This is a genomic window from Gemmatimonas sp., from assembly GCF_021298855.1.
Classification (GTDB): domain Bacteria; phylum Gemmatimonadota; class Gemmatimonadetes; order Gemmatimonadales; family Gemmatimonadaceae; genus Gemmatimonas.
In genome coordinates, this window is sequence record NZ_JAJTHI010000023.1 from 14,897 (window position 1) to 28,300 (window position 13,404).

14 protein-coding genes are annotated in these 13,404 nt (G+C 70.6%); 5 read left to right on the forward strand and 9 right to left on the reverse strand.

Annotated features, from left to right (window positions below):
* Positions 1-46 precede the first annotated feature (46 nt).
* A complete protein-coding gene (locus LW840_RS09110) occupies positions 47-1,306 on the reverse strand; it encodes a hypothetical protein (protein ID WP_291269383.1) in 1,260 nt (419 codons plus the stop codon).
* 308 nt (positions 1,307-1,614) lie between these two features.
* Between LW840_RS09110 and LW840_RS09115 the strand changes: the two genes are divergently transcribed.
* Complete coding sequence (locus LW840_RS09115; protein ID WP_291269382.1) at positions 1,615-2,040, forward strand: CBS domain-containing protein; 426 nt, start codon at positions 1,615-1,617, stop codon at positions 2,038-2,040.
* 41 nt (positions 2,041-2,081) lie between these two features.
* Here the strand turns inward: LW840_RS09115 and LW840_RS09120 are convergent, their stop codons facing one another.
* The 3 genes from LW840_RS09120 to LW840_RS09130 form a co-directional block, all read right to left on the reverse strand.
* Entirely contained in the window at positions 2,082-2,540 is a 459-nt protein-coding gene (locus tag LW840_RS09120; RefSeq protein WP_291260667.1) for a GyrI-like domain-containing protein, read from the reverse strand.
* 186 nt (positions 2,541-2,726) lie between these two features.
* Positions 2,727-3,584: a sterol desaturase family protein gene (locus tag LW840_RS09125; RefSeq protein ID WP_291260666.1), complete on the reverse strand. Its 858-nt coding sequence runs from the start codon at positions 3,582-3,584 to the stop codon at positions 2,727-2,729.
* A gap of 51 nt (positions 3,585-3,635) precedes the next feature.
* Positions 3,636-3,926: a hypothetical protein gene (locus tag LW840_RS09130; protein ID WP_291260665.1), complete on the reverse strand. Its 291-nt coding sequence runs from the start codon at positions 3,924-3,926 to the stop codon at positions 3,636-3,638.
* A gap of 304 nt (positions 3,927-4,230) precedes the next feature.
* On the opposite strand from LW840_RS09130, the gene paaI reads away from it, so the two are divergent.
* The 3 genes from paaI to LW840_RS09145 are packed head-to-tail and all read left to right on the forward strand — an operon-like array spanning position 4,231 to position 7,088.
* A complete protein-coding gene (gene paaI, locus LW840_RS09135) occupies positions 4,231-4,689 on the forward strand; it encodes a hydroxyphenylacetyl-CoA thioesterase PaaI (protein ID WP_291260664.1) in 459 nt (152 codons plus the stop codon).
* Positions 4,689-5,987, forward strand: coding sequence for a phenylacetate--CoA ligase PaaK (paaK, locus tag LW840_RS09140; protein WP_291269380.1), 1,299 nt, complete (start codon positions 4,689-4,691; stop codon positions 5,985-5,987). Before paaI ends, paaK begins: the two co-directional genes overlap by 1 nt.
* A gap of 51 nt (positions 5,988-6,038) precedes the next feature.
* Complete coding sequence (locus LW840_RS09145; RefSeq protein WP_291276850.1) at positions 6,039-7,088, forward strand: MBL fold metallo-hydrolase; 1,050 nt, start codon at positions 6,039-6,041, stop codon at positions 7,086-7,088.
* Between the two features lie 37 nt (positions 7,089-7,125).
* Here the strand turns inward: LW840_RS09145 and LW840_RS09150 are convergent, their stop codons facing one another.
* The 3 genes from LW840_RS09150 to LW840_RS09160 form a co-directional block, all read right to left on the reverse strand.
* Positions 7,126-7,257 carry a hypothetical protein gene (locus LW840_RS09150; RefSeq protein WP_291267332.1) on the reverse strand — a complete coding sequence of 44 codons (132 nt, stop codon included), beginning with the start codon at positions 7,255-7,257 and terminating at the stop codon, positions 7,126-7,128.
* A 246-nt stretch (positions 7,258-7,503) separates the two neighbouring features.
* Positions 7,504-7,677 (reverse strand): hypothetical protein, encoded by a 174-nt coding sequence (locus tag LW840_RS09155; RefSeq protein ID WP_291276851.1) that lies wholly within the window; start codon positions 7,675-7,677, stop codon positions 7,504-7,506.
* Positions 7,678-8,196: 519 nt separating this feature from the next.
* Positions 8,197-9,084, reverse strand: coding sequence for a DUF6544 family protein (locus LW840_RS09160; RefSeq protein WP_291267330.1), 888 nt, complete (start codon positions 9,082-9,084; stop codon positions 8,197-8,199).
* 321 nt (positions 9,085-9,405) lie between these two features.
* Here LW840_RS09160 and LW840_RS09165 point away from each other — a divergent pair, with 321 nt between their 5' ends.
* The gene (locus LW840_RS09165; RefSeq protein ID WP_291267329.1) at positions 9,406-10,656 is read left to right on the forward strand and encodes a serpin family protein; all 1,251 of its coding nucleotides are present in this window, start codon (positions 9,406-9,408) and stop codon (positions 10,654-10,656) included.
* A 114-nt stretch (positions 10,657-10,770) separates the two neighbouring features.
* On the opposite strand, the gene LW840_RS09170 is transcribed toward LW840_RS09165, so the two are convergent.
* Positions 10,771-12,321, reverse strand: a complete 1,551-nt coding sequence (locus LW840_RS09170) for a D-aminoacylase (RefSeq protein ID WP_291267328.1) — start codon at positions 12,319-12,321, stop codon at positions 10,771-10,773.
* A 177-nt stretch (positions 12,322-12,498) separates the two neighbouring features.
* Complete coding sequence (locus LW840_RS09175) at positions 12,499-13,305, reverse strand: hypothetical protein (RefSeq protein ID WP_291267327.1); 807 nt, start codon at positions 13,303-13,305, stop codon at positions 12,499-12,501.
* Positions 13,306-13,404 lie beyond the last annotated feature (99 nt).

The window sequence follows — 13,404 nt, forward strand, 5'->3', positions numbered from 1 at the left end:
GAGCCTCATTCGGGCGCGTGGAGGCGCAGGAGTGCAGGGTGGAACACTAGCACGCCGCCACTCGCAGCAGGTCTGCATAGTAGGTCTTCACCGTGTCGATGTGCCGGGCATGGAACGCACGATAGAGCACGACGTCCCTGAGCGCATCGCCACGGTGTTTCAGCACCAGCCGATGCTCGTCGTAGTCCGGTCCATCGGAGCTCCTGTGGGGCTGCAGCTGCTGCTCGATCCGGGTGTAGTCGCCTGGCGCCGCCCGCCAGTGGCTCGAGCGGAACGTCGCCGCCAGCCGTCCTCGCCACGACCTGTCGTCTGCCATCACCCAGCCTCGCTCACTGACCGCCACCCCCTCGGCGGTGACGGTCACCCGCTTGACCGAAGCGGCCAGGGTGAAGGACACCAGCGCCAGGAACACGAAAACGCCACAGACGGGCAGGCTCATGAGCACGAGGATCGCCGGTTGGAGGGCCACCCCGTGCGTACCGAACTGACGCAGGCCAAAGTTGAGCAGGCCCAACCCGCAGGCGCCGAACATCAGCGCAAGCACGAGGGTAATGGCCACCACCGCGGGGCCAGCACGCTCCGTGAACATGAGCGGCAGCCGCCGTCCCGCATAGAGCGCCGGCCGTCCTTCGGCGCGTTGGTCCTGAATGGTATCCCTGGCGAAGATGCGCCACGGGAAAATGAACCAGATCAGCAAGAACACGCCGAGCCCGATTTCCGCCATCCGCGTGGAGAAGAGCCGGGCCAGCGCGATGCCGACGAGACCACCGACGACCAGAGCGCCAATCATCTTGACCACATGATCGCCCAGGTACGATGCGGGGGATACCCGCGCCTGTCTGCTCATCCGCACCGCGAACACGAGGTCGACCACGGCCAGCAAGAGGATGGGGGCATAGCGGACCGTCGTGTGCCGGAGCACCTCCAGCGTGTCCGCATTGATGAAGCCGTTGGGGCCAAGCAATCGTGCCGGGTCGTGCGCCGCAAACACGCTGAGCAGCAACCCCAGAATGCTGCTGCCGATCACGACACCCACCGTGCCCATCACCAGCTGGAGCCAGGAGCCGATCCGGTGACCGGAACGATCGATGCCTGCGAGCTGCATGACGATACTCGCGGCCAGGATGGCGCCGCTGGTCCAGACGAGGTTGGTCCAGAGGGCCCACGCGAGGTCCCGGTAGCCCCAGTGCCGTAGCAGCACGAGGAGCAGAAGGATCGCGCCATTGAGCCAATTGCGCACCGCGATCAACGCGTCGATGCGTTGCCAGCTCCTTTCCAGTTCTTCCAGCGAAACGACGGCATTCATGTCGTGGGGGGCGTCGTGTGTTGCATCGTGCGACACGTGCGGCGCGCCGTCCGCGTGAGCGGGACGCCCCGGCCATCGAGGCGTTTCCGGCGCGATCGCTACACACTCGACGCGTGTGCCCGGCTCCCCGTAACCGGGCTGCAGGGCGGGCTGAACGCCTCGTGCGGTCCGTCCATACCCCAGGCTGCCGCCGACCATGCCGGCGCCGCGTGTGAGGACCACGGGCCTTGTGATAGGTTAGGGCGGTTCGCCCCCGGTTCGACCAATTCCCGCCAGGCAGGGAGCTCTCCGTGCGCGTCAGAGACATCATGACCACCAAGGTGTTCACCATCCAAGCGGGCAAGCACCTGCGCGCTGTCGAAGAGATCATGAAGTGGGCACATGTGCGGCATGTCCCGGTGGTGGATGACCATGGGCGGCTGGTCGGCGTTGTCAGCCATCGGGATCTCATGCGCGCCGCCGTTTCAACCCTGCAGGTCCGGATCAGCGAGGTCGAGCGCATGCAGCACAACGCCACCATCGAAGTGCGCCAGATCATGCAGGCGCCCACGGCCACGATCAGGCCGGACGAACGGGTGCAGCGCGCGGCTCACCTCATGCGGTCCCTGAGAATCGGGTGCCTCCCGGTGCTCGAGGACCAGCACCTCGTGGGCATCGTGACGGAGGCGGACCTGCTGCATATCGTCGAGGAGTTGCCGGACGCCGCGCTGGCCCCACGGCCCGCGCTCGGGTAGGCGGTCGGCGTGCGCTCCGGTGGGCCGGCCAGTGCCCCGCCCTATCGCACCATCCGCAGCACGTTGGTGCGCAACGCCGCCGGGGCCGTGGTGACGGGATCGTTCAGGTAGAACTCGTATGCCGGGCCCACCGGCTGCCGGCTCTGGGCCACCAGCCACTGCTGCAAGGCGTCGTGCGCGGCCCCGATGTGGTCGTAGGGCCCCGTGTAGGCGCATACCGCGGCCGGACCGGCCGGCAGCGTCGTGGCCTGCACGTCGCCGGCGCCGCGCAGCGCCGTGGCGAAGGGCATGCCGATCTCGAGGTCCAGATCCTGCCAGTCCATGTTGTGGTACGCCACAAACGGCGGCCCGGCCGGGCTCGCCCCCTGCGCCGCCGCCTGGGCCATGATCGCCCCCCACGCCGGCCCCAGCACCGCTGAGAGCTGCGCCAGCGGCGCCCGCCGCCGTACGACCAGCGCCGGCTGGGCGGCGCGTTCCTGCATGGCACACGGATACGTCATCGTCACTCCTCCGGCGCTCGGCGCCGGGCGTCGCCCCGATCGGCCCCTTGGGCGGCCACAACGGCCAGCCGCGCCCTCGCACTTACGAATCTCGTGCGCCGCGAAGGCGCAACCATCAGGGTTTCCCCGGACCGCGCCGGGGTTACGTCGGTGACGCGCTGGAAGGACCCGACTCCGCCGCCGCGGTCAGTCCACCGGCAGGTGCTTCTCGTACCCCAGCACCGTCTCTGCCCGCTTCGAGCGCAGGAGTGGATAGAACAGCTGGTGGTACCACCGCTCCTGCCCGTGCCGCCGGTCGTCCTTGAGGCCGTACGCCGGCGGATACTGCCGGGTGATGCGGGACGTGCCGAGCAGGATGTCCCAGAGGAAGAGCAGGTTGCCGTAGTTCCCCTGGTACAGGCCAATGCCGTCGTCCTGCGTGAGGGCATGGTGCGCGTAATGCGTGGCCGGCGTGGAGATGGTGCGCTCCAGCACCCACGCGAGCGGGTGCAGCACACGGTACCGGTACAGCCACTGATCCCAGCGCACCGCCGAGTGGGCGCCGATGATGACGCAGAGTTTGACCACGCTGTACCACACGAACGTCCAGCCGAAGCCCAGATAGAGCAGCGCGCCGCCGAGCCAGAGCCCCGGCATCATGGCGTAGTAGAACAGGTTGTTGCGGTACACCACGCGCACGCTCATGTACGACGCCGAGTGGTGCGCGCGGTGCAGCGGCCACAGCACGCTGGTGTGCGACAGCCGATGCCACCAGTACTGGGTGAAGTCGTCGGCCACGAGCAGCGTGAGGATCATGGCCCAGAGCGGCCAGTCGGCCCAGGCGTCGCGCAGGTCGGGAAACAGCCACGCGCACAGCGCGCGACCGGCCGCGAAGACGCTCCCGGACACGATCGGGAACATGATGCCCACCGCCACGTCGAGGCGGTTGTCCTCTCGCCCGGCCTCCGGGGCGAAGAACTTCCCGATCAGCACCTCGCCGATACCGAAGACGAGGAAGATGGAGACGACGGCGAGGAGCTGAACGAGCTGTTGGTCGGGGTGCATCCCGAATGGTGGGCCCCGGGATCGCCAGGTGGCAAGCGCGGCGGCCGGGGATCAATGGGACGGCGCCCGCCGCCTGCTGGCCAGATGGATGGTTGCCCACAGCACCGCCGCGCCGACGAGCAGCCCGGTGACCGCGAGCAGAAAGTGCGCGAACGTCGGACCGGCGCAGCAGTGCCGGTGGAAGAGATCAGGCCACACCGTTGGCGAATACGTGGCCGCACAATCCACGGCGGCGCAATCGGTGGAGAAGACCACCCGTCCGATCAGGAAAGCCATCAGGATGGCCACCGCCGGTTTCCAGACATTGCGCAGTGAACTCATGTTGCCCTCGGGCGGCGTCATGGATGGACGGATCGAGCCGTGCGCCACCCCCCGGGGGTCAGCGTCCAGCCGTATGTTACCTCTGGAGGTCGCCGGTGTGGCGGACGCGCCGAGGCGCCGCGACCGGCCTCGGGACCGACCGTATATTCGACCGCGTCGCCGTGCCTCGCCATCTCGCCGCCTGCTCTCCGCCCATGCCCCTCGCGGACATTCTTCGACGTCCAGCACGCCCACCGCGTCCTTCTCCCGTGCGACCGGCACCGCCGTGCGGCGCACTGCAAGGCGGTGCGGCGCAAGCTGGTGATGCCGCCGTCCGGGGCCCGCGATGACGCCGCAGGAGGTGGCCGAGGCGTGCCGTGACGCCATGTGGCAGGGGGACCACGCCTCGCAGTGGCTGGGGATGGCGGTGGTAGCGGTGGGACCCGGCACCGCCACCGTGACCATGACCGTGCGCGCGGAGATGGTGAACGGGCACGGGGTGGCGCATGGCGGGCTGGTGGCGACGCTGGCGGACAGCGCCTTCGCCTTTGCCTGCAACGCCTACAACGAGGTGACCGTCGCGGCGGGCTTCGACGTCAACCTGCTGGCGGCGGCGCGGCTGGGCGATGTGCTCACCGCCCACGCCGTGGAGGTGCACAAGGGAGGACGCAGTGGTGTGTACGACGTGGCCGTGTCCAACCAGCGCGGGGAGCGGGTGGCAGCGTTTCGCGGGCGCTCGCGCACCATGAAGGGGACACCGCTGGTACCAGGCGTGCCCATGGGGCCGCCGCCGGGGGCGGCGTAATGGCGGGGGCGGACCCCTCGGCGCTGGAGCCGATCGAGCGGGCCAGCCGCGACGAGCTGGCGGCGCTGCAGCTGGCGCGGCTGCGCGCAACGCTGCAGCACGCCTACGACCGCGTGCCGCACTACCGGCGCGCCTTCGACGCGGCCGGGGTGCATCCGTCGGAGTGCCGCACGCTGGCCGACCTGTCGCGGTTCCCCTTCACCACCAAGGCCGACCTGCGCGAGGAGTACCCGTTCGGCTTCCTGGCGGTGCCGCGCGCACAGCTGGCGCGGGTGCACGCGTCGTCGGGGACCACGGGGCGCCCCACGGTGGTGGGGTACACCGCAGGGGACATCGACCGGTGGGCCGACCTGGTGGCGCGCAGCCTGCACGCGGCGGGCGCGCGCGCGGGGGATCTGGTACACGTGGCGTACGGCTACGGGCTGTTCACCGGCGGGCTGGGGGCCCACTACGGCGCCGAGCGGCTCGGGTGCACGGTGGTGCCCATGGGCGGCGGGCAGACGGAGAAGCAGGTGCAGCTCATCGAGGATTTCCGTCCCGACCTCATCATGGTGACGCCCAGCTACATGCAGGTGCTCATCGAGGAGGTGCGGCGTCAGGGGAAGGACCCGGCAGCCCTGTCGCTGCGCACGGGAGTGTTTGGCGCCGAGCCGTGGACCGAGGCGATGCGGCGCGACCTCGAGCAGGCCGCAGGGATCGATGCGGTGGACATCTACGGGCTGTCGGAGGTCATGGGACCCGGCGTGGCGTGCGAGTGCGTGGAAACCAAGGACGGTCCCGTGGTGTGGGAGGACCACTTCTACCCGGAGATCATCGATCCCGACTCCGGGGCGGTGCTTCCCGACGGGAGTGACGGGGAGCTGGTGTTCACCACGCTCACGCGCGAGGCGATGCCGCTGGTGCGCTACCGCACGCGCGACCTCACGCGACTGCTGCCACCCACGGCGCGCAGCATGCGGCGGTTGGGGCGCATTGGCGGGCGCAGCGACGACATGCTCATCATCCGCGGCGTGAACCTGTTCCCGTCGCAGGTGGAGGAGCTGGTGCTGCAGCAGGGGGCGCTGTCGGGACACTACCAGCTGGAGGTATCGCGCGAGGGGCTGCTGGACCAGCTGCTGGTGCGGTGCGAACTGAGGCCGGAGGCGGGCGGGGCCGACTGCGACGCGGTGGGGGCCGTGCTGCAGGGGCGGATCAAGACGCTGTGCGGCGTGACCGCGCAGGTGGTGGTGCTGGCCCCCGGGGCACTGGAGCGCTCGGCGGGGAAGGCGCGGCGCGTGGTGGACCGGCGCCCGCGGTAGGGCGTTGCCGTCACGATTGACTTCCCGCGGCGCCGGCGGGAGGTTGGGCGCATGCGCCACGCCCCTTCGCTGCTGATCCTCGGTGTCGTGCTGGCGGGCGCGGGGTGCGCCCCCCGCGCCGACGCGCCCGCGCCGGCCGAAGGGCCTCCCGCGCCGGTACCGCCGCCGGCGACCGCCACGCTGCAGGGGTGGTGCGGCAAGATCCCGCGCGCCGCGAACCGCGCGCTGCCGCGGGCGCCGATCGCCAGCGACTGGTTCGACATCGTCGAGGCCGCGCCTGGCGTGTACGCCTTCATCGAGCCGCAGCAGTTCCAGGAGGCGGTCTCGTACCTGATCGTGGGGACGCGCCAGGCGCTGCTCTTCGACACCGGGCTGGGGATGGTACCGCTCCGCCCGCTGGTGGAGCGGCTCACGCGGTTGCCGGTGACGGTGCTCAACTCGCACACCCACTACGACCACGCGGGGGGGAACTGGGAGTTCGACCGCATCCTGGCGGTGGAGACGCCGTACACGCGGGCCAACATGGCGGGGTTCCCGCACGCGGAGCTGGCCACCGAGGTGGCGGCGGACGCCTTCTGCAGCGGCGCCCCAGCAGGGCTGGACACGGCGGCGTTCCGCACGCGCCCGTGGAGCGCCACGGCCACCGTGCGCGACGGGGACACGATCGACCTGGGGGGGCGCACGCTGGAGGTGTTGCACGTCCCCGGGCACACCCCCGATGCCACCGCGCTGCTGGACCGCGCCAACGGCCTCCTGTTCACCGGCGACTCGTACTACGACGGCCCCATCTGGCTGTTCGTGCCGGAGACCGACCTGGACGCGTACGACCGGTCCATGGCGCGGCTGGCGGCACTGGCGCCGGGATTGCGCCAGCTGCTCCCCGCGCACAATTCGGCGCAGGTGGCGCCCGACCGGCTGGGGGCGGCGCTGGACGCCGTGCGCACCGTGCGCACCGGCCGCGTGGCCCCCGCGGTGCGCGAGTCGGGGGGGCGGCTGACGTTCACCATTGGCGGCGTGTCGATCCTCACGGCGCAGCCGCTGCTGGACGGCCAGGCGGGAGACCGCACGCGCGGCGGGTCGGGGCTGACGGCGTGGCCGTGACCGACCGCGCCCTCCGGCACCGCGCCCTCCGGCGCGCCTAGGTGGTGGCGAGGAGCGCGCGGAGCCGGGTTGGCAGGTCGTACGCGGGGAACCGCTTCTCCCGTGGCGCCACGGGTGACGCGGTGGTGAAGGTCGCCACCAGCTCGGGGATGTCGGCAAACCGGTGCACCCCCGGGCTGGTCCTTGATGACCGTGACGATCCCGAACTCGCCGGAGAACACCGGCAGCTCCATCAGGTAGGCGTCGAGGCCCGCGAAGGCGAACCCCTCGAAGCGCGAGAAACAGATGTACGCCGACGCCCGCTCGTACAGGTGCTTGATCTGCCCCGGGCGCAGCTTGCGGCACACGATGAACCCGGGGCCCGCATGGCGCTGCGGGTCGTCCTCGAAGGGCATCGTGGTGTCGTCGCAGGCCATCACCAGCGGCACCGGGACCCCGGAAGCGCCTCAAGCAGGCGGTCGAACCCCCTCACCGCACCATAGGGGTTGAAGACGGTGAGCGCGAAGGTGAGTGGAAGCCCGTCCACCGGCTCGCTGGCCACCTCGTCGAACTGCCCGCGCCCGAGGGAACCCCACCGTGGCGCGGGCATCCTATGGGGCGGGGAGCTGGCGTCGCGCGGTGTCCGACTCCACGATCACCTCGGTCGCCGCCGCCGGGATGGGGGTGCGCGGATCGATCAGGAAGCAGACGCGGTGCGGGATCCACTGGCGCGCCCTGCACCCCGGACACGTGCAGCAGCAGCGCGACGCGGCTGGCGCGGAGCAGCCACCACGGATTGAGGAGCACATTGGGCCCCGCGAAGCGGTATCCCGTGGGGAGGATGGTGCGGCAGAACACCAGGAACCGCACCTCGGGCATGGCCTGCAGCACCCCGTGGAGGAGGCGTTCCGCGCCTCCCACGCCGCCGAAGTGGGTCACGTCGAGCACCACCGCCGGCACCCGCCGACGCGCGAGGAAGGCGGCGTAGCGGGGGGCGTTGACGCGCAACGCAGCGTCGGGGGGCGCGCGTCAGACCGCGCGTGCGGAAACCGGGTGTCCTGACGGCTGCCACCGCCTCGCCGTCCGCGGGCGGCATCATCGCGGGGGCGAGTCGGCGTGCCGTGCGCGCCTATCGCGCCGTCGCCTCGTGGGCCCCGATCGCCGCCGCCCGCGGCAGATCGACATCCGGCACGTTGTACTGCAGCCGGAGGATCGTGAAACGCCCGTAGCGCCACGCCGGCTTGTTGGCGTAGTGCCAGATGGCGTCGCCCTCGCGCGGCAGGCGGAGACCGTCCACGTCGCGGTGCCCGCGCAGCGGCGTCGTCCACCGTTCACCGTCGTCGGGGAGCGCGTGCCGGTCGTCGCTGGCGAAGTCCACGAGGTCATCGTTGGCGTCGAAGACGAGCGTGGCCGACACCCGATGCGCGCCGGTGGTGAACGTGACCACGGCGCTCGTGTCGGTGAGTGCGCGCCAGGTGAAGCGCTCGTCGAGCAGTGCCCCCGGCGCCATGATGCAGACGTCGTTGAGCATGGTGACGGTTTCGGCGCGCGTGAACGCGTCCCCCGATTCGTCCACCATGTCCACCAGCCCGGCCACGCGGATCTGCATGCGCGCGCCATCGTCCGTGTAGGCGTGCAGCCCCGTTACCGGCAGCCCCTTCATGCGCGTGCGCAGCAGGAAGAGGCGCGTGGGGTTGGCGACGAAGCTGACCTGCAGGACCGGTGTCTCCATCCACGGTTCGTCGGGGCCGCGATTGAGCTGGGCGTGCATGTCCACCACGAAGTTGCGCACGCGCGGCCGGCCAACCACGCCCACGCGGCGCAGCCAACGGCCGACCGGTGCGGGGAGGGGGGTGAGATCGGCCTCGGTGACGACCGTTGGCGGTGTGTCGGGCTGACTCGCCGCCGCGGTCGCCACCGCCTCGTCGAAGCGGTCGGTGAGCGGCGTACAGCCGATGGTGAGCGCGAGCATGGCGGCAGCGGCGAAGCGGGGACGGAGGCGGAGCAATGAGGACACCCCGTGAAGATGCCGGAACTCCGGCGCCCGCCCATCGGGGTTCACCTGATCGCTGTGTAGGGCAGGGCCGGTCCGGCCCGACGGGACGTTCGGTTCGTGACCGGTGGATGACACGGCTCGCTGGCGCGTTCACGTCCCGGTGCGGGCGCCATCGGGATCTTTCGGTGACGCCAGCGATGGCGACCGGGTAGAGCAGCAAGGAAACGCGGCGCGCCGGTTGGTCGCCTGCAGGGTCACTCCTCACCCGCTTTCATCATGACGATATCCCGGACAATCCATGCGGCCGTCGGTCGGCCCCCCCATTGGCGGTATCTGGCCGCCGTGACGTTGCTGAGCGCCGCGGCAGCGTGCGGCGACGGGTCGGCGGCCGGCCCGGAACCGGCCGGCAAGGCCGACTCGCTGACGGCCCTCCCGCGCACGCTCACCGCCACGGAGCAGCAGGGCGTGGCCGGCGTCAACGCGTTTGCCTACACGCTGCTCAAGCAGGCCGCGTCCCCCAGCGCGGCCTCCGGCCAGGCACGCAACCTCCTGCTCTCGCCGCTGAGTGTGCAGGTGGCCCTCGGCATGACCATGAACGGCGCGGCCGGGACCACGTTCACCCAGATGCAGCAGGTCCTCGGGTGGGGCGGGCGCTCGCGTGCGGAAATCAATGCCGCCTACAAGAGTCTGCTCGCGCTGCTGCCCACGCTCGACTCCACCGTCACGGTGTCGATCGGCAACGGCATCTGGACACGAACGAGCGCGGTGCCCGACACCAGCTTCGTGCGGGAGGCGCGGGAGTTCTTCTCGGCCCCGGTGCAGTCGGTGGCCACGGCGTCGGTCATGCGCGACTCGGTCAACACGTGGGTCCAGCGCAGCACCCGTGGCCTGATCCCGACGCTGCTGGAGCAGGCGCCGCCCGAGGATCTGCAGATGATGCTGGTCAATGCGGTCTATTTCGACGGCGCCTGGCGCGATCGCTTCGACGTGAGCAACACGCGCCTCGATGGGACGTTCACCCTGGCGTCCGGCGTGCCGGTCACCACGCCGATGATGCGGCGCACGGGTGGATTCAGCGTCAAGTCGTCGATCGACCTCGGAGCCGGCCGCACCGGCGTGGCCGCCGAGCTGCCGTTCGGGAACAGCGCCTACAGCATGCTGCTGCTGATGCCGACGACCGGGGGGGTCGATGCCGTGATTCAGCGTCTGGATACGGCGTTCGTGGGGAGTGTCGTGCGTTCGCTGGAGCCGCAAACGCTGGCGTTCCTGGGCCTCCCACGCTTCACGCTGCGGGCGTCGCGCCAACTGAACGGGGATCTGATGGCGCTCGGCATGGCGCAGGCCTTCAGCGATGCGGCGGAGTTCCCGCGGCTCGTGACGAACGTCCGGACGAAGATCGGCTTCGTGCAGCACGGGGTATCGATCGCGGTGACCGAGCGTGGCGCGCGGGCCGGCGGCGCGACGGCCGTCGGCATCGTGCCGGTGAGCCTGCCCCCGATCTACGAGTTCGACCGTCCGTTCGTGTTCATGATCCGTGAGCGCTTCACGGGCACGGTGCTCTTCATCGGCGTCGTCCACGACCCGCGCGGTTGACACAGCACCCGGCGTACTGACCGGCGCGGCGCGTCCTCGCGCACCGCATGCCAGGGGCGGGAATCGGTCGGTACCGGTTCCCGCCCCCTGTGGGTAGGGGCCCCCGTGCCGCGGTTACGGCCGCGCCAGCACCCGCCCCGGTCGTGCCTCGGTAACCGCCGTGCCTGTCCACACGAGCGCGCCGTTCACCCACACGCGCTGCATGCCGGTGGACAGCGCGCGCGGCTGCTCGAAGGTGGCGCGATCGATCACGGTGGCCGGATCGAAGAGCACGAGGTCGGCCTTCATCCCCGGCGCGAGGGTGCCACGGTCACGCAGCCCCAATCGTGCCGCCGGCATGCCCGACATCTTGTGAATCGCCTCGGTCAGCGTCATCCACTGCTGCTCGCGCACGAGGCGCCCCAGTACCCGCGGAAAGGTGCCCGCGCCGCGCGGATGGTTGTTGGCAATGCCCCCGTCACTCGCCACCATGACCCACGGCTGCCGGTAGAACGCGCGCAGGTCCGCCTCGGTCATGGCGTGGCCAATCATCCCCGATTCCTCATCCCCCTGAAAGCGGATGTAGGCCTCGATGTCGCTCACCCCCAGGCGGCGGGCCGCCTCGTCGAGCCGCTTCCCCACGAACTCGGGGTGCGCCCCCCAGCGGGTGATCTGCACGTTCTTCGCACCGCCAATGTCATCCAGCCCGCGACGCACGCTGGCCGAGTCGGTGTAGCGCTTGTTGGGAATGAGCACGCGCGGCGTGGACTGCCACGCGAGATACGGGTACGCGTCGGCGGTCACATCCACCCCGCGCCGGCGCGCGGCGTCCACCATGGCGATCGCCTCGTTGGCCTGCCCCCACACGCCCACGGTGCCCAACTTGATGTGCGTGATCTGCACCGGTACCTGACCCTGCTCGCCAATGGCAATGGCCTCGCGCATGGCGTCCATGGCCAGATCGGCTTCGTCGCGGATGTGCGAGATGTAGATGCCCCCCTTGGCCCCGGCGGCGCGCGCCATGGTGACCACCTCGTCGGTGGCCGAGTAGCTCCCCACTTCGTACTCGAGCCCCGAGCTCAGGCCGAAGGCGCCCTCGTTCATCGCCTGCGTGACCAACGCCGCCATGCGCGCCACTTCGGCGGGCGTGGCCTTGCGCTTGTAGTCGTAGCCAATGACCTCGCGGCGAATGGTGGCGTGTCCCGCGAAGGTCACCACGTTCACGGTGGGCGGCCTGGTGCGCAGCCGCTGCAGGTATTCGCCGACGGGCCACGGTGAGCTGCCATCGGGGCCCACCGCCACGGTGGTGATGCCTTGCGACACCTGCGACACCGCGGCGGGCTCCACCTCGAGCCCCGATGACGAATGGTTGTGCGTGTCGATGAAGCCGGGGGCCAGTACCATGCCGGTGCCATCGATGACCGGTTCACCGGGGCGGGGCGTCACGTTGCCCACGGCGGCAATGGTGTCGCCCTGCACGCGCACGCTGGCGGCACGCAGCGGAGCGCCGGTGCCGTCGGCGATCTGCGCGCCGGTAATGACAAAGGACGCCGGGGGTGCAGGCGGCTGGCGCGGGGGCTGAGGGGTGGCCGGTCCGGCCATGCCGGTGAGCAGCAGCGACAGCAGGGCGGTGGCACCGAGCGACGCCGGGCGCGAGGCCAGCAGGGGACGCGAGAGCGAAGTCATGACCGTAGGGGAGAGCGTGTGCCCTAGGGTACGGCGCCGGTGGCCGAAGCACTACCCCTGTACGGATTCCCGCCGTTCGCGTCCGGCGGACGTCCGGTCACCAACGAGCGGAGCGGCGAGAGGCGCCACGACCATGCGTACTGCGCCGCAGGGCGTCGGCGGATCCGGCCGGAGCCGTCAACTCGCGCACGAGGATGTCCCCGTGATCATGGCGATATCGGCGGCAAGCTTCTGTTGCGCTGCCCGCAGGCGTTCGCGCGCCGGGGTCACGCCATCGAGAATGGCGCGGATCTGCGACTCGACAGCGCTGCTGGCGGTGCTGCTCGCGCGCAGGGCGAGGATCTTGTCGAGCGCATCGGAGATGGCCTTCAGGTCGGCCGCCATGGCCTGTTCGAAGGCCCGCTCGAGATCGGCGATCTGCTGGGTCTGGGTCGCCGTGAGGCTGAGCGGCGACGCGCACCGCGCGAGCCATTCGCGCTGGGCCGGTGTGAGCACTGCCTCGATGGCGGCCTGCAGCGCCGCCTGTGCGGCCTGCAGTCGCTGTGCGATGGCCGATCCCTTGGCGATGATGGCGTCGATGCTGGCGGCCGAGGCACCGGCCGCGCGGGCATTGCGCGCCTCGATGAGAATGGCGTTGTAATCGGCCGCGTCCTTGGCGGTCTGCTGGTCGAAGGCCGCCTGCAGGGCCGCGATCTGATTCTGCTGCGCGGTGCTGAGCGCCAGTGAGGCGGGAAACGCGAACCCTGGACCCACAGTGGGCGTCCCTGAGGCGGTGCCCGGTCCGGCGCTGTCGCGACGGGTGGCCGCCGACGCGCTTCTGATGAGACTGTCGTTGGCCGCCACCTGTGCGGCAAGCGAGGCGTCACGGCCGCCGGTCGGTGCCAGCGGCGACGAGTCGGTGCAAGCGGTGGTCACCACAGCGAGGAAGGCGGATGCCGCACCGAACGCCGCCACCCGGCGCTGCGTCGTGAAAAACGTGAACATGGCGTACTCCACTGGAAGGTCATCGTGTGCAGCGCATGTGGCTGCGCGAAGTCGTCAGCGCTGACGTCTGCCATGAATCACACCACGGGGCGCGGGTCC

Excerpts from the sequence above, each read along its gene's own strand:
- paaK (WP_291269380.1), top strand. The coding sequence starts at position 4,689 with ATGGCGGGGGCGGACCCCTCGGCGCTGGAGCCGATCGAGCGGGCCAGC.
- LW840_RS09170 (WP_291267328.1), bottom strand. The coding sequence starts at position 12,321 with ATGACTTCGCTCTCGCGTCCCCTGCTGGCCTCGCGCCCGGCGTCGCTC.
- LW840_RS09130 (WP_291260665.1), bottom strand. The coding sequence starts at position 3,926 with ATGACGCCGCCCGAGGGCAACATGAGTTCACTGCGCAATGTCTGGAAA.
- LW840_RS09120 (WP_291260667.1), bottom strand. The coding sequence starts at position 2,540 with ATGACGTATCCGTGTGCCATGCAGGAACGCGCCGCCCAGCCGGCGCTG.
- LW840_RS09145 (WP_291276850.1), top strand. The coding sequence starts at position 6,039 with ATGCGCCACGCCCCTTCGCTGCTGATCCTCGGTGTCGTGCTGGCGGGC.
- LW840_RS09125 (WP_291260666.1), bottom strand. The coding sequence starts at position 3,584 with ATGCACCCCGACCAACAGCTCGTTCAGCTCCTCGCCGTCGTCTCCATC.
- paaI (WP_291260664.1), top strand. The coding sequence starts at position 4,231 with ATGACGCCGCAGGAGGTGGCCGAGGCGTGCCGTGACGCCATGTGGCAG.
- LW840_RS09155 (WP_291276851.1), bottom strand. The coding sequence starts at position 7,677 with ATGCCCGCGCCACGGTGGGGTTCCCTCGGGCGCGGGCAGTTCGACGAG.
- LW840_RS09110 (WP_291269383.1), bottom strand. The coding sequence starts at position 1,306 with ATGAATGCCGTCGTTTCGCTGGAAGAACTGGAAAGGAGCTGGCAACGC.
- LW840_RS09175 (WP_291267327.1), bottom strand. The coding sequence starts at position 13,305 with ATGTTCACGTTTTTCACGACGCAGCGCCGGGTGGCGGCGTTCGGTGCG.
- LW840_RS09115 (WP_291269382.1), top strand. The coding sequence starts at position 1,615 with ATGACCACCAAGGTGTTCACCATCCAAGCGGGCAAGCACCTGCGCGCT.